We start from the raw sequence: 19,125 nt of genomic DNA, 5'->3' as shown, positions 1-19,125 counted from the left end.
TCTATTAGGCCTTTTCAGGTTGAGGACCCCTGCGGGCGAACTTGGCCAGCAGGAATATTTCAGCGGCACCCAGCAGGGTGTACAGAGTAGTCAGAGCAATGAGGGAGAACGCAACCTGCCCTGTGGCAATAGGCGACACAGCGTCGGAGGTCTTCATCATGCCGTATACAATCCATGGCTGGCGCCCGACCTCGGCAACGGCCCATCCGGCCCACATGGCAATGTAGGGCAGGGGGATCGCGCAGAGCATGATCCGCAGGTAGAGCTTGTTTTCAGTCAGCTTTTTGCGGTTTCTCCAGCCCCAGATGCAGAGGATCGGGAGAAGGGTACCCAGGCCGACCATGATTCTGAAGGCCATAAAGGTGACTGTTACTGGTGGGCGGTCTTCCTTGGGCCATTCCTTGAGACCCTTAACCGGGGCGTCAAAGCTGTTGAAGGCAAGGAAACTCAGGCCGCCGGGAATACCTAGTAATTCAACAGTGTTGGTTTCATTTTTTTCATCCGGCATAGAGAGCAGATACATGGGCGCACCATGAGGAGCGGTATCCCAGAGAGCTTCCATGGCAGCAAGCTTTTCGGGCTGGTGTACAGCTACTTCCTGAGCATGGTTATGTCCCTGCGCTGCAACCAGTACAGAGAAAATGAAAGCGGTGATCATGCCCATCTTGAAAGACTTGGTAAAAAATTCAACCTCGTTTTTCTTGAGTAGATGATAGGCACTGATGCCCATGATGAAGAATCCGGCTACCACAAAAGCGCCGAATCCGTTGTGGAAGAATTGTCCCCATGCAAAGGGGTTGCTGATTACTTCGCTGAAGTTTTCAAGTTCCGCACGGCCGTTTCGCATAACGTAACCCACAGGATTCTGCATCCAGCCGTTGGCGAGGATGATCCATACTGCGGAAATGTTGGATGCGATAGCAACAATCCAGATGGACAGTGCATGCATTGCGGGTGAAAGTTTTTTCCAACCGAAAATCCATGCGGCCAGAAAAGTAGATTCCATAAAGAAGGCCACAGTGGCTTCAACAGCCAGCAGTGAACCGAAGATGTCCCCTACGTATTCGGAATAGCGGGACCAGTTGGTGCCGAATTGGAATTCAAGGGTGATTCCGGTTACGACCCCGAGAACAAAGTTAATGACGAAAAGCTTTCCCCAGAATTTGGTCATGCGCAGGTAAATATCTTTTCGGGTGCGCACGTACATGGTTTCCATAACGGCAACCAGTATGGAAAGCCCCAGTGTGAGCGGTACGAAAATGAAGTGGAACATTGTTGCCATGGCAAATTGCAGCCTTGACAGCATTAGAACATCCATCATCCCTCTCCTTGTTCAAGTTGTTGATTTAATGCCCTGAAATTTTATCCAGAGCTTCCTGAGCCAGCTTCCCAACCGTTACAGACTGCAATGAAGAGTCTTTGTAAATATCTATAACAGTATCATTATCTGTCAAAGCTTCAAGCTTTTTAACTGATTCCAGCGCCTTCAAGCCTCCAAGTGCCCAGCAGGCAGTGCCTTGTATCACCGGGTCGGGGTAGGATAGAAAACGGATCATATCATCCTTAGCCTGTGCCGCTATTTGCGGACGGGCCTGCGCCATGCGGGCAACTCCCCAGACCGCTCCCCTGAGCAGGGTGGGGAATTCAAGGTAATTTTCAGGTCCGGATTCGTCTTCATGGCTGTAGCTGATCAGGATTTTTCCGTATTCGGCAGCCATGAGATCGTTCACTGCAACGATTTCGCCCATAGATTCAGGGACACCCCATGCACAGCTTCCGGATTCTTCATTGAGCATCCACATGATTCTGCGCATGACGATGCGGGCTTTTGCTGCATCCTCTTCCACAAGACGGGAAATGACCTTGCCGAAGCAGGTGACCCCGTGCCAGCGGACAATTACCGTGGTAGCACAAAGGGATGCGAATAGCGGGGCAATAAGGTTTTGCATGGTGTATTGCTCCATCAATTCTTCGAATTTATTTTCCCAGCCTTCGTCAGCAAGAATATTCATGACTTCTTTTTTTAATCTGCGTCCGAGTGCCATATGCTACCTCCGCACCAAATAATACATGCTAAAAAAAACTATTATTGATATTTTTGTAACAGCCTTCTATTTTTGTGCTTTCAGCTTTAAGTAGCACAAAAAAGCTGGCGTTGTGAACTAATTTTTAAAAGCTGCTCCCCAGCCCGGAACAGGGCCGGGGAGCAGTAAATTATTTACCGGTTTTTTCCTTGATGGCAGCTGCGATGGAGACGCCAAGCTGGAAGCACTCTTTAAGAGTGTCGTGATCAGGACGGTTTTTAGCTTTGATTTTGGGCTCAATGATATCACAACCCATTTTTTCAAGCCATTCGGTGAGGATATTGACACATTCACCTGACCAGCCGAAGGATCCTACTGCGGCACCGATTTTGTTCTGGGGACGAAGCCCTTTAACGTAGGTCAGTGCGTCGGCCATGCCGGGCAGAATACCGTTGTTATGGGTAGGCGAACCGATGACAATAGCGGCGGAGTCGAAAACTTCGCTCATGATGTCGCTGTGGTGGTTGGCTTTGACGGACATAACCTTGACGGAAATGCCTTCGGAAACAAGGCCGGAAGCAACAGCGTTGATCATGCGTTCAGTGGAACTCCACATGGTGTCGTAAAACAGGGTTGCCTTGTTTTTGGGTTCCTGTTTTGCGTATTCCATGTATTTTTCAAGGGCGAATGCACAGTCATCACCACGGAACATGAGGCCGTGGTCCGGGCAGATCATGTCCACATCAAGGTTCAGGCCTGCGAGTGTTTCGAGGGTCTTGATAACCTTGGAGGAGTACGGGGTGATGATGTTGGCGTAATACTGCTGCATATAGTCATCGACCATTTCTTTACTCATTTCATCAACCCAGCGCTCACTTGCGGCGATGTTCTGGCCGAAACCATCACTGGTGAAGAGCATTTTTTCTTCAGGCACATAAGTAAACATGTTGTCGGGCCAGTGCAGCATGCGTGTTTCGTAGAAACGCAGGGTGCGTTTACCGATGGAGACTTCTTCACCGGGCTTTACTACGTGTATAGGCCAGTCTTTGCTCTCAAAAAATGTGGCGATGTTTTTGCCGCCCATGACAGAAACAAAAATCTTTTCGGGTTTGCAGAGTTCAACCATCTTCTCAAGGCAGCCTGCGTGGTCAGGTTCAAGGTGGTTGACCACGATATAATCAATTTCTTCAGGCTTGGTCAGATGGGAAAGGGAGCAGAGGAACTGGCTTTCGCAGCTTTTGGAAACAGTATCCACCAGAACTTTCTTCTCGTCTTCAATATAAAAAGCATTGTAGGTGGTGCCGTTGGCGGAGCGGGCATAGCCGTGGAAGTTACGGCAGTTCCAGTCTACTACTCCGATCCAATGTACACCTTCTTTAATTTCAACAGGTCTCACTTGTATATTCCTAATAAATATTCAGTTGTGGTTAAGGAGCAGAAAGCCGGGACCAATCGGCCCGGCTTTCTGTGTTCATTTTCTACATCCGGGGAGTTCCGGATTATTCTTTAATCTTCAGGTTCGAAATCGTCTTTGCCTGCGCCGCAGACCGGACATTCCCAATCATCGGGGATGTCTTCAAACTTGGTTCCGGGGGCGATGCCGCCATCCGGATCACCTTCAGCGGGATCATAAACCCAACCACAAATAGTGCATACGTATTTCATTTTTGTTCTCCGTAGTAAATTGATTATCCAAGGGGCTTGAACGCTTTTTTGCTTGCGCCGCAGACCGGGCATTTCCAGTCTTCAGGCAGATCGGTAAAGGCAGTTCCTTTGGATATTTTGCCTTTACGATCCCCTTTGTCGGGGTTGTAAATGTATCCACAGTTACTCATCTGACATTGGTACATATCTTTCGGTTCAGCCATTGTTTTGTCCTGATATTATGCTTTCCAGAGGCCGTGCAGGTTACAGTATGCGCGGGCAACAACGGGTTCATTGCTGTCTTTGCAGCAACAGAACTTTGCTTCCGGTGCTTCGCCGGGCTTGAGCTGCTTGATCATGCGTGCATTGCCGCAGGAAAGTTCAATCCATTCGATCCAGTGTTTTTCTTCCATGGGGTGAGCAACCTCACCAACCTTAACAATAAATCCGTCTTCAACTTTTTCAATAACGGGAACGTGCTTTTCTTTGGCAGCATCAACGGTATTTTCAGTCATGAGGACCATGTCTGATCCACAGCAAGCAAGGTTGCCTGGACCGGCATGGAGAACCATAGTGATATTACCGCAGCTTTCACACTTATAAACTTCGTATAGTTCAGCCATTCTAATTCTCCACTGGGTTAAGGTTATCGATTACCAATTCTCACAGACGACCTGAAAATGTGCCTGAGGGTGGTCACATGCAGGACATTTATGTGGTGCGGAATCACCCTCGTGGATGTATCCACAGTTCTGGCATTGCCAGATGATCGCGTTGTCTTTTTTGAAGACCTTGCCGTCTTCGATATTCTTGGCCAGGGCGAGGTATCTTTTTTCGTGAAATTCTTCGGCTACAGCGATTGCACGGAAAATAGCGGCAATAGCAGTAAAGCCTTCTTCTTCAGCAACCTTGGCGAAGTCGGGATACATCTCTTCCCATTCATGCCTTTCGCCGCCTGCTGCTTCTTTGAGGTTTTCAACGGTGGAACCGATTACCCCTGCGGGGAAGGCTGCAGTTACTTCCACTTCGCCACCTTCAAGGAGTTTGAACAGGCGCTTGGCGTGTTCTTTTTCCTGATTTGCGGTTTCTTCGAAGACTTTGGAAATCTGCACGTAACCTTCTTTTTTGGCCTTGGAGGCAAAGTAGGTGTAACGGTTACGGGCCTGAGATTCTCCTGCAAATGCTGTCAGAATATTTGTTTCAGTTTTGGAACCTTTGAGTTGGGACATCGTCTCTCCTTATCACGCTGTCTTGTTCAGCAAATGGTGTAATCTTAATTGTTATTGCATTATTTATCAGTAAATGGCGTCGCTGTCAGGTTTTTTAGACAAAAAAATAACATCTTCACAAATAAGTACAGATATTAAATGAAGATGTTATTTAAAAAAAATTATTGTATTTTGTTCCTACACTCCGGGCATAAGCCAAAAAATTCGATGGAACATCCCTTAACATCGTATCCCCTTGCCGCAATTTCGTCGATTTCAGGGACGATTACTTCGTTCATCACGTCATCCACCCTACCGCATTGTAAACATCTTATATGCGGGTGCGGTTCGGCATTACCATCAAATCTGTTTTTGCCGCTTGTTTCAATCTTGAGGATGACTCCGTGGTCTGCCATTAACTCCAGATTGCGGTAAACAGTACCCAGGCTGATGTTAGGGAGTCTCTTGCGCACTCTTTCGTACAGTTCGTCCGCTGTGGGATGACAGGTCAATCCTTTGAGTTCCTCAAGTATAAGTTCTCTTTGCTTCGATCTTCTTTGTCCTATTTTCATATGCACCTCGTGAGCATAAAATAGTAATAGTTCTTGTTTGTGTCAATAGTTTTACTTGAAGCAAAGTAATTTTATTTACGGAAATATCACACTTGACGAGTATGATAAAGCAGGAATGTTGTGCCGGAAGACTTGCGGTCGGGCAGAATTCAAGCTATCGCTTTAATAATTGGATTAATTCTAGTTCCCGGAGTTTCCGTGCCCAGCCTTAAGACATTAATTCTCCATCCGGACGCCGAGGTCCGTGCCGCCATCCGCGAATCTCTTCGCGGGGTAAAACTGGTGCGCGTCTTGGGGGAGACGGTCAGTGCTGATGAAGCATTGGAGTTGCATAAGGCTGTGGGGTACGGGATTATTTTTTTGGGTTTTGATTTTGATGAAGGCCTCAGCGGGGTTGAGCTTGCACAGGCCCTTGGTGCCAGCAAGCATAAGCCGGGACTGATATTCGTTGCCGGCGACGAGACTCAGGCTTATCAAGCCTTTGAGCTGGGTGCGGTTGATTATCTTATCTGGCCGCCTGATGCTGAGCGTATGCAGAAGACTCTTGAACGCATTGCCCGTTTCAAAAGTCATTTTCGCGAAATTCCCGAACCCTCGGATTGGAAGGATTCAGGCTCCGGGGTTGAGACCGGCGAGGAAACCCTGCAGCTTTCCCTCGGAGAGGATGAGCAGGACAAATTTTTATCCGCATTAAAGAATGCATGGGATTTTTCCCAGACCCGCCAGCCGGAGATAGAAAAACTTCCGGTTAACCAGGACGGGCGCATGATGCTGATACCCTATACCCAAATCATTTTTGTGGAAGCGTATGAGGATTATTCCTATGTGCATACCGCCAATCAGAAATTTCTTACCTCTCATCGCCTGAAAAATCTTGAAGAACGTCTGGGACCGCACCGTTTTTTTCGGGTGCATCGCAAATATTTGGTAAATCTGGAAATGGTCACGGAGATAGCATCTTTGCCGGGCAGTAACTTTATGCTTCGTACTGCCGGACGGACAAGGATTGAACTGCCTATCAGCCGTAGGCGGATCAGCAAACTCAAGCAGATTCTGGGGATGTGATCATGGCTGTACCGTTTACCGATATACATCTGCCGTTTGTCGAATATGGGCTGCGCAAGACTGTGCAGAGGCCTAATCTATATAATGAAAGTATCCGGCGGTTCCGCGAGGCTTTGGATTTGATGCGCTTCGCGCTTTTGTCGATTTTATTTCGCCTCCGGAGGTCAAAGGGTATAATTCCCTTTGGAATCCTTAAGGGGGTAAGGTCTCGGGCGATGCTGAAAAGTGAAAGATATTTTGTCGAACTGATTAACAAACTAAAACTATTAAAAAGTTTTGGGATTCTTAAGCCTTTTTTAAAGGGTTTAAGGCCCCCGGCAGGGCGCCCCGGCAGGGCCGCCGGAGGCGTACATGGATAATAAAGATACACTGGACAGCCTGTTGCATGAAGAGAGGGTCTTCCGTCCCCTGCCCCAGATGCTCATTGAGGCGGGTGTTAATCCGCAGGATCTGCGTGCTGCGCGGGAACTGGCGGACGTTGATCTCTGTTCCTATTGGGAAGAAGCCGCCGAAGAACTGGACTGGTTTAAAAAATGGGAAAAAGTTTGCGATATTTCCGACGCCCCTGATTACCACTGGTTCAGCGGTGCGCGTTGCAACATCGTCTACAACGCCCTTGACCGCCACATTGAGACCGTCAACAAGAACCGTCTTGCCCTGATATGGGAGGGGGAGCCGGGCGATTCCCGCCAGTATACATATTATGAACTGTACAGGGCGGTTAATCGGTTTGCCAACGGTCTGAAAGGACTGGGGGTCGGAAAAGGGGACCGGGTTGTTCTTTATATGCCCCAACTGCCGGAGACAGTTATTGCCATGCTGGCTTGTGCCCGTATCGGGGCAGTGCATTCACTTGTTTTTTCGGGTTTTTCCGCCCGTCTGTTGCGTGATCGGGTCCGCGAAATCAATCCCCGTGTGGTGGTCACCGCGGACGGCTTTTACCGCAACGGGCAGGTAATACGTCTTAAGGAAGAGGTTGACCGTGCCTTGCTGGATGAACCTGCAGAAGCGTTGGAGGCCGTTGTGGTTGTGCACCGGGCCAACGTGGAAGTTAATATGGATTCCGCTCGGGACTATTGGTACGCGGATATTGTCCGGCATGAACGTTCCCATGCTCCTGCTGAGATCATGGCTGCGGATGATCCCCTGTTTATCCTGCATACCTCCGGGACTACTGGGCAGCCCAAGGGACTTGTCCATTCCCATGGTGGGTATATGGTCGGGGTTCATAGAACCTTCAAATGGGTGTTTGATCTAAGACCTACTGACATTTTCTGGTGTTCAGCTGATCCGGGCTGGATTACCGGGCACAGCTATCTTGTCTACGGCCCGTTGCTGGCCGGGACCACCACGGTCATGTATGAAGGGCATTCTCTTTATCCTCAGGCTGACCGTCTCTGGAATATTATTTCCAAGTACGGGGTCACAATTTTTTATACTTCACCAACTCAGATAAGGACCCTCATGCGTTTCGGGCACCGTTACCCGGAACAGCACGACTTGTCGTCCCTGCGTATCCTCGGTGCTGTGGGTGAACCGTTCAACCCTGAAGCATGGCTCTGGATGTACGAAAACATCGGCAAGGGCCAGTGTCCGGTGCTGGATACATGGTGGCAGACTGAAACCGGAATGATCATGATCAGCCCCATGCCCGTGTCTGTGCTTAAGCCCGGTTCGGTGACCCGGCCCCTGCCCGGCATTGATGCCGAGGTGGTGGACGCCGATGGCAATCCAGTCCCTGAAGGCAAGGGCGGATATCTTGTCATAAGAAAGCCGTGGCCAGCCATGTTCAGTGATGTGCTCGGGGACCGTGAAGAGGTCATGGACAATTATTGGAAACGCATACCGGGGATGTTTTATGCCGGGGATGTGGCTCGCAAGGATGAGGACGGCTATTTCTGGATTCAGGGTCGCGCTGATGATGTTCTTATCATTTCTGGGCACCGCATCGGCACTGCCGAAGTTGAGTGTGCACTGACCCGTCACCCGCAGGTAGCAGAAGCGGTTGTGGTCGGGGTTGCGGATAAGATTAAAGGGCAGGTCGCCAAAGGTTACGTGACCTTGAATCATGGTGTGGTGGAATCCGATGACCTGCATCACGAATTGAAGGAGCACATCCGTCGTGAACTCGGGCCGATTGTAATAGTGCGCAGTATTGAGTTCCGGGATGAACTGCCCAAAACGTCCAGTGGTAAGATTAAGCGGAGTGAGTTGGGGTAGCTGATTTTTAAAATTTACAATTAAAAATGCCCTGCAATATTATATTGCAGGGCATTTTTAATTGTATGTATTGCGGCTTAATCTGGGCTATCTGGCGATCATTGCCCGCAGCATGTCAGCGCAGGTTTCAGCCTGATGCGCCATTTCGTTGAGGCAGTCTACGAAGTGCATGAGCTGGTAGATGTCTTTGAAGTCCATGTCGGAATTGTAGATTTTTTTGGCCAGTTCCCTGCGCATTTCCATTGAACGTGCGTAGTGCTTGCGTACTTTACGGAACTTGTTCTTGGTGCCTTCACGGTCAATGGATTTACCCTCGTTGAGGGCAATTGTTGCCTTGAGTGCGGGGCCGAGGCTGGTCGTGGTGTCATTTACCTCGGAAAGCAGCAGGATCAGGTCTTTCTGGTATTCAGAAGGGATTGATACCTTGCGCATGGCCAGCCAGTGCAGGGCTTCCTGGGCATTGTCCAGAATGTTGTCCTGACTACGGGTGTAGTTGAAGAAAAGTACTTTATCCACAGCCATGAACATGGAATGAGGCAGGTGGTTGCGGATGGAGCGTTTGATTTTGTCTGCCTGGCCTTCAACAGTATCAATCTGTTCAATAAGTTCGCTGAATTCCCGGCAGGTGTCGTTTCCGGCAACATAGCATTCAACGGAATCATTGATGATATGAATGCACTCGGCGATTTTGTCGTAGTGCTTGACCAGCCCGTCCATGGGGTTCTTGTTAACGATAAGACCTAAGAAAGGAAGACGAAAGTGCATAATGTTCTCCTTGTTTTATCTAAATGAAAGCCCATTTGAGCAGGCTGAAGATTGTTATACTTGTGATCGCTGCAATTGGGACGGTAAGTACCCAGTAAAGCACGATCCTTCCGAGAATTTTAAAGTTGACTGCTGAAAACCCCCTTGCGAGACCTACACCGACAACCGCGCCTACTGCGGCGTGGGTGGAGGAAACAGGCAGACCGAGGTTGGACGCAGTGAGTACGGTCGATGCGGCACCAAAGTCAACTGCAAATCCGCGGGTGTTGGTCAATACGGTGATTTTTTCACCCACAGTGCCCATCACTTTATGGCCCATAAGAGCAATACCTACGGCAATGCCCAGACCGCCCATGATCAGCAGCCCTATAGGTACATCGGCTTTTGCCAGCAGTACGTGTTCCTTGGAGATAAGGTAGATGGCTGCAACCGGGCCGATGGCATTGGCTACGTCGTTGGCTCCCTGTGAAAGGGCCACATAACAGGAAGTTCCGACCTGAAGTTTGCGGAATGTGTTCTCCACTGCTTCCGCTCCTTCTTCCGGGTCTCCGACAAGCTTGTTTACAGCTAGGCGTCCGGCAAACCAGACCAGAGCGGCAATACCGAACCCGAGGGCCAGAGATCCCAAAAAGGGGAGCTTCAAACTTTTACCTACCGGAGTTTTGTATAAAAAGGAAAGGGAAATCAGCAGGACTGTCAACCCCATCCAGATGGGAGCCCACTTCTTTGCCTGCTGGATGAAGTCTTTTTTGAAAAGGATTGTTTTCCTGATGTGAGTGAAGATGGCATAGGCAATGGTTGCGGCGAAGAATGGTGAAATGATCCAGGACATGACAATCCCGACCATCTTAAACCAGTTGACCACGTCCGGTCCGCCTGCAACGAGTCCGAATCCGAGGATTGCGCCTACAATGGAGTGGGTTGATGATACAGGCAAAGCCGTGAATGTTGATACGAGTACCCATAATCCTGCTGCCAGCAGGGCCGAGAACATACCGATCATAATAATTTTCGGATCGGAAATTGCCGCCGGGTTGATAATCCCTTTACTGACTGTTGCGGTTACCTGGGAGCCGAGGAAAACAGCTCCGGCAAAGTTAAGAGTCCCTGCAATCAGTACTGCCTGCCGGATGGTGATGGCTTTGGCTCCTACAGCCGAGGCCATGGAGTTGGCCACGTCGTTTGCGCCTAGGTTGAAAGCCATCATGAACCCTGCAAACAGGGACATGTAAAAAAACAGATCGTAAATATCCATTAGATATAATCCCCTTGTTGTGAATCCTGTTCGGATTCAGAAGCTTGTTCAGCTGTTACCGGAAGTTTCACACAAAATGAAGATCCGGTACCTGTTGCTGCGTCAACCGGGCTTTCCACCCAGATGTCGCCGTTAAAGTTTCGTGCAAGACTGCGGCACAGTGCCAGTCCCAGTCCGGAACTACCGTGCCCCACAGCATTTTCATCCAGTTTGAAAAATCTTTCGAAAATACGTTCTTTGTCCGCAGCGGCAATGCCCGGACCCTGATCCACAACTTTGATAACCGCATAACCGGCATCTATTTCAGCCTGAATATTTACCTTGGTATCACCGGGAGCGTACTTGATTGCATTCTCGATCAGGTTGTCGAAAATCTGGACCAGACCTTCATTTGTTCCGGTCACATTGACCTGCGGTATCTGGCCGTGGCTTATGGTTATGTTTTTGTTTTCAGCAAGGGAACGCAGGTTGGTCATACTCAGCCCGATGCATTTTTGAAGGTCAGTCGGTCTGGTGCGCAGTTTTTTTCCTGAGTACTCGCTGCGGGCCAGAGCAAACATTCCGGTGATGACCTTGGACATGTGATTGGCATTATCGAGAATGGTCCCGAGGAATCCGACCAGAACTTTCCGGTCCTGCGGAGGGTTGTCGATCAGGGTTTCAGAGTAGCCTTTGATGCTGGTCAGCGGGGTACGCAGTTGGTGGGAAGCATTGGATACAAAGTCGCGGAGAACCTTTTCCACCCGCCTTACTTCACTGATATCGTGAAAAACAAGGATCAGCTTACGGCGGGCTTTGTAATCCTTGTATGAACAAATGGTTATGTTCATGGAACGTCCGTCCGCAAGATCAACAATCAGTGAGCCCGAATCTTTTTCGCTGTCGTGTTTGATAATTTTGTCCACCGAGTCCTGAATTTCATGTCTGGTCAGAACTTCAAGGGGAACCCTGCCGATAAAATTTTGCGTGTCGGGAATCAGCTCGGTCATGGATTTATTGACCGACTCGATTTTTCCCTGCGGGTCGAGGACCATGATTCCTTCGGTCATGTTCTCAAACATGGCATCAAGCTGGTTGCGCTGGTCTTCGATTATACGTATATGGCCTTGTATTTTCTTAGCCATGGAGTTGATGGATTCGGCCATTAATTTGTATTCGCCGCCGGGGATTACCCGGATGCGTTTGCCGTAATCTCCCTCCCCGATGGCTTGTGCGGTGGCAGATACTTCCTTGACAGCAGAGGTCGTTCTTTTGCCAACAAAAATGAGCAGAATTGCCGATCCTATAGCCAGAAGGGCAAGCATAACTGTGAAATGCAGCATGATTTTGTCCAGCCTTTCGCCTATGACCGAGTAGGGCATAGCCAGACGCAGGAATTCCCCCTGTGTATCCATGACCTGCGCGACGTAGATCATGCGGGTCTGCAGGGTCTTACTGTAGCGGATATTTTTACCCGTTCCGGCGGCTTCTGCAGCGATTACTTCAGGACGGTTGGAGTGATCATCCAGTTGAGAAAGTCTTTCGGCAGCTACTCCTGAATCAGCGAGAACCTTGCCGTTCTTGATATATGTTATGCGGATATCGAGATGAGAGCCTAGCTCTTTGATTTCATTCTGGAATTGGGGTGTGCCGGGTCTGACCGGACTGTGGCTTATTTCCCAGCGGACATAATTCAAGAGTCGGGAAGTGTTTTGCCTGCCGGAAGCTGTAAGTTCTTCCGACACCGTTCCATAGTAAAACCAGAAGGTCAGCAGCAGGGTGCAGAGCAGAATAGCCCAGCCCCATAGCAGAATCTTCATATGTAATGATGTTTTTGGCAAAAAAAATTCCTCCCTGAGGATTGTCCTGAACAGAAGCAGAATCTTTCTGAATGTCACAGGGGAGTAACAAGCATGTTAACATGGATAGGTCAAGTTTTGTTACAAAAGTGATTTGTCGTTTAGGCTATTGAAAATAAAGATAATATTGTTTTTGATTTCTTTCGTGTGGGAAATATTATTGTTACGATACTGTGACAATCTGCTCTAATCGCTATGGAAACGTGTGATGGAAAGAATTATTGCCCCGGTTAATTTTAAGCCTGTCGGGATGTTGAATGGCGTTCGGTTTTAGTTTATTAGTCCCCTCAGGAAAATCGAACTGATTACTGAACAAAGGCTGAATAACAATGTCTGAAAAAATAGAAAAAGCGATTCAGGAGCTGGTCCTGAACGGTCCGGTGTCATTGGAAGAACTGGCTGAAATGTTGGGTAAGTCACCAAAAACACTGGTTCGAGAGGTTAATCCAGAGGACAAGAAGGCCAAGCTTGGCGCGGAAACCCTTGTTGAGATCATGCGTATCACAGGCGGGGTTGAACCTTTGAAGTTGATGGCTGAAGAATTGGATTTTACAATCGAATCCATTGATTAGGGCTGTTTAACGGTTTCGTTGCGCAGTGACGGTAACAACCAGATATTACTGTTTAAATTGAATTCAATCCACAGCCCTCTGTAGTTGTCATAACCGCTTGAAATACCTTTCTCCTCATCCAGAAAAAAAGTTTTTATTCTTTTCCTGGGCTCATTTGTTGCGGAGTCTGTTCCGTTTTGCACGTCGGGTATGGTGAATTTTGCAAGAACACCAGTTTTTGAAAGTTCGTCCAAAGCCGGGTTCAGTTCATCGCCGGAATGGGAAGATATCGCCTTTCCCAAATATACAGCCTCAGGTATTTCCGGGGATCTGTCCAAAGCTTCATCGTAAAGGTCATCTGCTTCACCGGTCAGACCGAGAGCCAGAGTTACGCAGGCCAGATTGTTAAACAGTCTTCCGTTTCCGGTCTCATTAGAGTCAAGAGCAAGGGAATACAGGGAGCGTGCCCGTTCAAGGGTTTCCGTTGAATTTGTGTATATCCCGGCAACAGCCAGTGCATCTGCCTTCAGCATCACAGCTTTTTCCTTGTTGACGGCACCTGAGAAACTTGACCTTCCGGCTTGTTCCAACACTTCAGCAATTTTCGGAGACGGCGCAATGGCCATTTCGCGGATAAGCAGGTTGAGTTGGAGAAATCTGGGCTCAGACCCGGCCTTCACTGAAAGGGGGCGGTTGAGCAGCTTTTCGGCTTCATTCTTGTCGCTGGCACTGGTGGAGAAATAGAGGCTGGCGGACAGTATTTCCGGTTGTTCTCCCATCTCCTTTTCCAGTTCTTGAGTTTGCCTGAACATGTTTTCAAAAGCTTCGTCGGTGGTCATGGCCGGGTAGGACAGCCATTCTCCGAGAACATTAATCCCGGCTTTGATAAGTTTAGCCTGCGGACGGTTGTATTTTTCATATCCTTCTGCATATTCCGCGGCTTTTGGCAGAAGGAACCTTGTTGCAGAAGCTTCTTCGGAATTTCGTCCGTCTATTTTAATGGTGGGCAGGGCTTCGGCAATGATCCGTTCAAGTCTGTAAGCGAGGGCCAGTTCATAAAAAAAACGGTCTTTGTGATGCAGCCGTGCTGCCCGCTCCAGATATGGTCTCACCGAGAGCAGGTTACCTGTCCTTTGGAATGCAAGGCGAGCGAAGCCGGTGAATGGTCTTGCGTCGTCAGGCTCTACGCCGTGCAGTCTGTGGAAAAGGGGTTCTGCCAGATCAGGTCTGTCCAGAAGGATAAGCGCGTTTCCTTTTTCAAGCTGCAGTTCGAAATTGTCATTCTCGGTAATCGACAGGGCTTTCTCGCATAGTGCGGCCAGCCTTGGCAGGGACTTGATCTGTTCACGCAATTCGTCATTCAGATCAGGGTCTGCCAGCAGCGGTTTAAGCTGCGACGTAGCTGCTCCTCCGGCTTCCCGGTCAAGGTTGCTGTATTGCGCTTTTGCTGCGGTCAGTAGCATTTCAGGCGATACCGGCAGGGATGAAACGGAAAGGGCTCCACTCAGCAGGGGGGCTGCGCGGGCAATATTTTCGTTTTTCAGAGCCTGTTCTCCAAGAGAAAACAGAACCCACGGGACAACCGGGGAGTGGATGCGGTCATGAAAAATTCTGGATGATAGAATCTGCTGTGCTTCTTGTGCTGCACTGTATGCCTGAGTAAAAAATTCAATACGCTGAAGGTCTTTTTTAAGAATTTTCGGGTCGGTTTTATGTCGGCTTATGTCCTGTTGCAGTTTTTCAGTGATGTCCCGAATTGTTTTGGAATCCAGCATGGAGCACATTTTCATCAGGATGATGCACATATCCCGGCATGAGGAGTCATAGGTTGATATATTGTTCCTGATTGCAGCGGCAATTGCGACCAGATCTTCAATATCTTCTGCGCCGAAGTCCTGGGCGCTGTGTCCCAGACGGGTGAGAATACTTTCGGCCCGGTAGGCCAGATACCCGGAGCAGGTTCCGTTGCCCATGTTGGAAAAATCAGCATCGGCGGAAATTGGAAATTCGGGCAGAGTTGTTTCCGGCGGTCCCAGAATATTGTCCAGCAGGGCTTTGCCCGGACCGGGAATGGAGCCCGGAATAATGCTGCTTCTTTCGGTGACTGATATTTTAACCTTGCGTCCTTGCGGGCCGGGGGTGAGATAAATACGGGACTTTTCAAATAGTCCGCAGTTTTCAAGTATGATCCGTCCGGCAATTATTTTCTGCGGGGTGGCTTTTTCTCCGGGCAGAATCTGGGCCAGTGCCATTACTGCATTGGGTGTCAGCCGGGAGTCTCCGTTTACCTCAATGGATGCAACAGACTGGTTTGAAATGAGTTTTATCACAGAATCGGCCAGTCTGGCTGCAGCCGGTTCGGAAGTGCTTCCGCCTACCTGCTTCCCTTTGATGAAGACATCCGGCTCCAGATGAAAATTATCAGTCAGCAGAGCAGAAAAGGAGGTCCCGTGCTCATCTGTCAGCATTAAACCGGAAAGGGCGTATCTTGATTTAGGTGATTCGGCTGTTCCGTTGGTGCAGTTCATTCCGGATTCGGTTATTTTACGGAGTACAAAGGACCTGAATTCCGGTGCTGGCTGTCCCGAAGGGGTTAAAAAATTACCGATTGATATGAGGGTGGGAGATGCGTTGGCTGCTGGCGGCAGCAGAAAAACGGCAATTGCGAGAAAAAGAAGTTTTATGAGTATTGGAGAACGCATCGAAGCCTCTTTGTAAACAGGATAGGTTATGGCTTAATAAGTATCCTATTGTGGTCATTTAATCCAGTCCCGTATGTTTCGACTTGCCGCAAGAACTCTGGTACTGGTACCTCACTTAGTGAATACAAACCTATTGTAAATATATGCTCAGGATTTTGGATCAAGCGATGGATAGTAAAAACGAATCATATCTGGATGGATTTTGCCGTAAGAATTGGGCTTTGTTGCTCGGTCTGCTGCTTTTGTTTTCAGCTGTCGTCTCTTTTTATGGGATATGGCTGAATTATTTTTATGATATTGATGAACCAAAGTATGCCCGTGCTGTTTATGAAATGATTCATAGCGGCAACCTGCTGGCACCCATGTTCGACGGAATGCCCCGTATGGAAAAACCGCCGTTGGTTTACTGGATCATGTATCCTTTCGCATGGCTGGCTTCCCTCGGCGATTTCAGCGGTAATGTCCTTACCCTGTTCCGGCTGCCCACCGTAATCTGTTCTATGCTTATGGTACTGGGCACAGCTCTGACCGGGCGCAAGCTTTTCGGTCCTGCAACCGGATTGCTGGCCGGTATGATTCTGCAGAGTTCCGTGCTCTTCAAGTTTATGGCAGTAATGATGAAGGTGGATGTGGTCTTTGCCTGCTGCGTAACCTGGGCAACTTATTTTTATCTCCTGCGTTACCTTGGGAGCAAGAGCCCACGTGTAGCTGTGGGAGGGGCAGTCTTGACCGCGCTGGGAGTACTGGCAAAAGGGCCTTTCGCTTTTCTGCCCATGGCCGGCTATGCCTTGGCCGTAGGCATACGCCATAATGTCAAAAGGAAACAAGAAGCTGGTCAACCAGTCTCTTTTTTGTCCGCGTTTAATGCCGGCGGGCTGGTGGCAGCCAAGTGGGCTGACCGTAATATCCTGCTGCTTTGGTTTGTTGCGGGGTGTGCTCCTTTTTTTCTATGGCTTTACGGAGCATGGCTTACTTCCGGTTTTGATTACACTCAGGGATTGCTGGGACAGTTCTTCCTTAATACCGCCTCCACAAGTACCAAGGTGGCGGCAAAGCTGGGCAGGCTTGATCCCTATCTGGACACCCTGACCGTCATATTTTTCCCCTGGGGCGGATATGTGTTCGGTGCCATTTATGGCATCTACCGTTCCGTACGGGAAAAGTTCAATGAAAAATATGTGTTCATGGCCTGTGTTTTTCTTGTCTACCTGCTGGTTTTCACCTTGCTTTTCAAGCTCAAATCCAACCGTTATATGCTCCCTGTCCTGCCGCTGCTTGCCATTATAGTTTGTGACTGGCTTGTCAATGCCAAGCGGGACAAGATATACCGCACCCTCTTTGAAATGGGTTTTGTCTGGATTTTGTCCATGGCGGCTATGCTTGGTTACCGTTCGTTCAAATCCATGAGTGTTTCGGTCAACCTTGCGGATTGTGTTCCCGTGGGCCAGTATATGGAATTCATGTTTCCGTTTTTCATTGCCTTCGGTGCTTTTTTTCTGGTCATGCTCATTGTGAGCGTTAAGCAGTCAGAGCGTCCGGCCCTGCATATTGTGGTTGGTTCATTGGCAATTACGGCGGTAATGCCTTTTTACTACAACGCACTGCCTTCTTACACTTCACTGACTGAAAACCGTCCCCAACCCATACTGGGGCAGGCTTTGACTGACCGTTTAGCTGAATTTTCAGACGGGGAAACCCTTGTACTGCACCGTCCGTTTTTTATTAAGACTTTTCCGGATGTGGTTTTTTATCTGAAAAAACTTGCTAAGGAAGGCAACAGCATGTACTCGCTCGGCTCCACAGCACGTCCTGGGGACCTGTTGCAGGCTTTGGCTACCCCGCAGATCGCCGCTGAACTTTTCAAAAAGGAACATCCGGAGGATACGGAAAAATATCCGCTTTACCGGTATTTGAAGAATACGGAATTCAAAAATGCGGTGTTGCTGCTTTCTACTATAGATTTTTATAAACTGAAGCCTTTCATGGATTCTCTGCCCCCCAAGGTCAGGGATTCGTTGGAGGTTGCTGAAATGGAATTGCTGACAGTTAAGTGGGTTAATACCAATATTTATGTTGTCCGTTTTAACCCGGATAAAATGAAATAATGCCACACAAAGATACAATGATAGACATACTTGATTTGGAATACGGCGAGTTGGAACAATTCGTCGCAAAGGAGTTGAAGGCTCCCCGTTTTCGAGCTGCCCAGATCTGGCAGTGGCTCTGGCAGAAAGGGGTTGAGGATTTTGATTCCATGACCAACCTTGCCAAAAAGCTGCGTGAAGACCTGAAAAGTAAAGCGGTCATAAACCACCCTCAGGTGGATGTGGTTCAGACCAGCAAGGACGGCACCATCAAGCTGCTTCTGCGTTTAAGTGACGGAGCCCTTGTGGAGACGGTGCTTATCCCTATGGAAGGGCGCTACACCCAGTGTCTTTCCACACAGGTTGGGTGTGCCATGGCTTGCACCTTCTGCAACACCGGGTTGATGGGATTTGAACGCAATATGTCCATGTCCGAAATGCTTGGACAGGTTCTGGCCGGGCGCAAATATTTGCGTGAGAACAATCTTGATCCGCTCAAAAATTTAGTCTTTATGGGGATGGGAGAGCCTCTGCTCAACCTTGAAAACCTTATCCGTACTCTGCGTAATCTCAACAACCCGGACGGACTTTCCTTTGTTCCCCGGCGCATAACGGTTTCTTCGGTTGGTTTCGTCAAACAGCTTGAAGAACTGGGCAGGACAGGGCTGACCCTTCCGGCCATTTCCCTGCATGCTCCCACTCAGGAGCTGCGCGAAAAGATAATGCCCAAGGCAGCCAAAACCCATATCGAAGACCTTTTGGCCGCCATGGACCGTTTCCCGCTCAAGCCGCGTGAAAAGGTTACCTACGAATATCTTCTTCTTGGCGGAGTCAATGATTCCATCGAGCATGCCAAGCAGTTGGTCAAACTGCTCGGGCATCGCCGCTGCAAGGTCAACCTTATTGCCTACAACCCAGGTGACGAGCCGCTCTACAAGGCTCCTACAAGGGAAAAAGTGCTCGCCTTTGAAAAATACCTCTGGGATAAAAAGATAACTGCAACCATCCGCAGATCCATGGGACAGGATATCAAGGCCGCCTGCGGGCAGTTAAAGGCAGATCAGATAAAATAATTGATGTGCTAAGCGCTCTTATTAAAGATTTTGCCCCGGCGGTTTAAACCCTTTGAAAAGGGTTTAAGCATCCCAAACTTTTTTAGTTTGGCTTCGCCTCTTTGAGTTCACCAATGTGCAAAAA

17 protein-coding genes are annotated in these 19,125 nt (G+C 48.9%); 5 read left to right on the top strand and 12 right to left on the bottom strand.

Annotated features, from left to right (window positions below; genetic code table 11):
* Positions 1–4: 4 nt before the first annotated feature.
* From ACKU41_RS11520 to ACKU41_RS11485, 8 genes are all read right to left on the bottom strand, one after another.
* The gene (locus ACKU41_RS11520; protein WP_319777517.1) at positions 5–1,318 is read right to left on the bottom strand and encodes a cytochrome ubiquinol oxidase subunit I; all 1,314 of its coding nucleotides are present in this window, start codon (positions 1,316–1,318) and stop codon (positions 5–7) included.
* Between the two features lie 28 nt (positions 1,319–1,346).
* Positions 1,347–2,045 (bottom strand): DVU0298 family protein, encoded by a 699-nt coding sequence (locus tag ACKU41_RS11515; protein ID WP_319777516.1) that lies wholly within the window; start codon positions 2,043–2,045, stop codon positions 1,347–1,349.
* Positions 2,046–2,214: 169 nt separating this feature from the next.
* Positions 2,215–3,420 carry an FprA family A-type flavoprotein gene (locus tag ACKU41_RS11510; RefSeq protein ID WP_319777515.1) on the bottom strand — a complete coding sequence of 402 codons (1,206 nt, stop codon included), beginning with the start codon at positions 3,418–3,420 and terminating at the stop codon, positions 2,215–2,217.
* 110 nt (positions 3,421–3,530) lie between these two features.
* Positions 3,531–3,689, bottom strand: a complete 159-nt coding sequence (gene rd / locus ACKU41_RS11505) for a rubredoxin (RefSeq protein ID WP_319777514.1) — start codon at positions 3,687–3,689, stop codon at positions 3,531–3,533.
* A gap of 23 nt (positions 3,690–3,712) precedes the next feature.
* Positions 3,713–3,892: a rubredoxin gene (locus tag ACKU41_RS11500; protein WP_319777513.1), complete on the bottom strand. Its 180-nt coding sequence runs from the start codon at positions 3,890–3,892 to the stop codon at positions 3,713–3,715.
* Positions 3,893–3,907: 15 nt separating this feature from the next.
* Positions 3,908–4,291, bottom strand: coding sequence for a desulfoferrodoxin (locus tag ACKU41_RS11495; RefSeq protein WP_319777512.1), 384 nt, complete (start codon positions 4,289–4,291; stop codon positions 3,908–3,910).
* 30 nt (positions 4,292–4,321) lie between these two features.
* Positions 4,322–4,897, bottom strand: coding sequence for a rubrerythrin (gene rbr / locus ACKU41_RS11490; RefSeq protein ID WP_319777511.1), 576 nt, complete (start codon positions 4,895–4,897; stop codon positions 4,322–4,324).
* Between the two features lie 161 nt (positions 4,898–5,058).
* Complete coding sequence (locus ACKU41_RS11485; RefSeq protein ID WP_319777510.1) at positions 5,059–5,448, bottom strand: transcriptional repressor; 390 nt, start codon at positions 5,446–5,448, stop codon at positions 5,059–5,061.
* A gap of 198 nt (positions 5,449–5,646) precedes the next feature.
* On the opposite strand from ACKU41_RS11485, the gene ACKU41_RS11480 reads away from it, so the two are divergent.
* Together ACKU41_RS11480 and acs are read left to right on the top strand one after the other, a co-directional pair.
* Positions 5,647–6,513 carry a LytTR family DNA-binding domain-containing protein gene (locus ACKU41_RS11480; protein WP_319777509.1) on the top strand — a complete coding sequence of 289 codons (867 nt, stop codon included), beginning with the start codon at positions 5,647–5,649 and terminating at the stop codon, positions 6,511–6,513.
* 351 nt (positions 6,514–6,864) lie between these two features.
* Positions 6,865–8,733, top strand: a complete 1,869-nt coding sequence (gene acs, locus ACKU41_RS11475; RefSeq protein WP_321400888.1) for an acetate--CoA ligase — start codon at positions 6,865–6,867, stop codon at positions 8,731–8,733.
* A gap of 87 nt (positions 8,734–8,820) precedes the next feature.
* On the opposite strand, the gene ACKU41_RS11470 is transcribed toward acs, so the two are convergent.
* The 3 genes from ACKU41_RS11470 to ACKU41_RS11460 are packed head-to-tail and all read right to left on the bottom strand — an operon-like array spanning position 8,821 to position 12,573.
* Positions 8,821–9,498: a DUF47 family protein gene (locus tag ACKU41_RS11470; protein ID WP_321400886.1), complete on the bottom strand. Its 678-nt coding sequence runs from the start codon at positions 9,496–9,498 to the stop codon at positions 8,821–8,823.
* A 19-nt stretch (positions 9,499–9,517) separates the two neighbouring features.
* On the bottom strand, positions 9,518–10,753 hold the full coding sequence (locus ACKU41_RS11465) for an inorganic phosphate transporter (protein WP_319777506.1): 1,236 nt from the start codon (positions 10,751–10,753) through the stop codon (positions 9,518–9,520).
* Positions 10,753–12,573 (bottom strand): ATP-binding protein, encoded by a 1,821-nt coding sequence (locus tag ACKU41_RS11460; protein ID WP_321400883.1) that lies wholly within the window; start codon positions 12,571–12,573, stop codon positions 10,753–10,755. The genes ACKU41_RS11465 and ACKU41_RS11460 overlap by 1 nt, the downstream gene beginning before the upstream one ends.
* 347 nt (positions 12,574–12,920) lie before the next feature.
* Between ACKU41_RS11460 and ACKU41_RS11455 the strand changes: the two genes are divergently transcribed.
* The gene (locus ACKU41_RS11455) at positions 12,921–13,163 is read left to right on the top strand and encodes a phage regulatory CII family protein (protein WP_321400881.1); all 243 of its coding nucleotides are present in this window, start codon (positions 12,921–12,923) and stop codon (positions 13,161–13,163) included.
* Here the strand turns inward: ACKU41_RS11455 and ACKU41_RS11450 are convergent.
* Positions 13,160–15,844, bottom strand: coding sequence for a cyclic nucleotide-binding protein (locus tag ACKU41_RS11450; protein WP_321400879.1), 2,685 nt, complete (start codon positions 15,842–15,844; stop codon positions 13,160–13,162). The genes ACKU41_RS11455 and ACKU41_RS11450 overlap by 4 nt on opposite strands.
* A 167-nt stretch (positions 15,845–16,011) precedes the next feature.
* Here ACKU41_RS11450 and ACKU41_RS11445 point away from each other — a divergent pair, with 167 nt between their 5' ends.
* A complete protein-coding gene (locus ACKU41_RS11445) occupies positions 16,012–17,949 on the top strand; it encodes a glycosyltransferase family 39 protein (RefSeq protein ID WP_321400877.1) in 1,938 nt (645 codons plus the stop codon).
* 17 nt (positions 17,950–17,966) lie between these two features.
* Entirely contained in the window at positions 17,967–19,001 is a 1,035-nt protein-coding gene (gene rlmN, locus ACKU41_RS11440; protein ID WP_321405258.1) for a 23S rRNA (adenine(2503)-C(2))-methyltransferase RlmN, read from the top strand.
* The last annotated feature ends 124 nt before the right edge of the window (positions 19,002–19,125 follow it).

It is taken from the genome of Maridesulfovibrio sp., from assembly GCF_963678865.1.
In the GTDB taxonomy this organism is placed as follows: Bacteria; Desulfobacterota; Desulfovibrionia; order Desulfovibrionales; family Desulfovibrionaceae; genus Maridesulfovibrio.
This window is presented reverse-complemented; position numbering and strand designations above follow the sequence as displayed.

Excerpts from the sequence above, each read along its gene's own strand:
- ACKU41_RS11520 (WP_319777517.1), bottom strand. The coding sequence starts at position 1,318 with ATGGATGTTCTAATGCTGTCAAGGCTGCAATTTGCCATGGCAACAATG.
- ACKU41_RS11515 (WP_319777516.1), bottom strand. The coding sequence starts at position 2,045 with ATGGCACTCGGACGCAGATTAAAAAAAGAAGTCATGAATATTCTTGCT.
- rd (WP_319777514.1), bottom strand. The coding sequence starts at position 3,689 with ATGAAATACGTATGCACTATTTGTGGTTGGGTTTATGATCCCGCTGAA.
- ACKU41_RS11500 (WP_319777513.1), bottom strand. The coding sequence starts at position 3,892 with ATGGCTGAACCGAAAGATATGTACCAATGTCAGATGAGTAACTGTGGA.
- ACKU41_RS11495 (WP_319777512.1), bottom strand. The coding sequence starts at position 4,291 with ATGGCTGAACTATACGAAGTTTATAAGTGTGAAAGCTGCGGTAATATC.
- rbr (WP_319777511.1), bottom strand. The coding sequence starts at position 4,897 with ATGTCCCAACTCAAAGGTTCCAAAACTGAAACAAATATTCTGACAGCA.
- ACKU41_RS11485 (WP_319777510.1), bottom strand. The coding sequence starts at position 5,448 with ATGAAAATAGGACAAAGAAGATCGAAGCAAAGAGAACTTATACTTGAG.
- acs (WP_321400888.1), top strand. The coding sequence starts at position 6,865 with ATGGATAATAAAGATACACTGGACAGCCTGTTGCATGAAGAGAGGGTC.
- ACKU41_RS11470 (WP_321400886.1), bottom strand. The coding sequence starts at position 9,498 with ATGCACTTTCGTCTTCCTTTCTTAGGTCTTATCGTTAACAAGAACCCC.
- ACKU41_RS11465 (WP_319777506.1), bottom strand. The coding sequence starts at position 10,753 with ATGGATATTTACGATCTGTTTTTTTACATGTCCCTGTTTGCAGGGTTC.
- ACKU41_RS11455 (WP_321400881.1), top strand. The coding sequence starts at position 12,921 with ATGTCTGAAAAAATAGAAAAAGCGATTCAGGAGCTGGTCCTGAACGGT.
- ACKU41_RS11450 (WP_321400879.1), bottom strand. The coding sequence starts at position 15,844 with ATGCGTTCTCCAATACTCATAAAACTTCTTTTTCTCGCAATTGCCGTT.
- ACKU41_RS11445 (WP_321400877.1), top strand. The coding sequence starts at position 16,012 with ATGGATAGTAAAAACGAATCATATCTGGATGGATTTTGCCGTAAGAAT.
- rlmN (WP_321405258.1), top strand. The coding sequence starts at position 17,967 with ATGATAGACATACTTGATTTGGAATACGGCGAGTTGGAACAATTCGTC.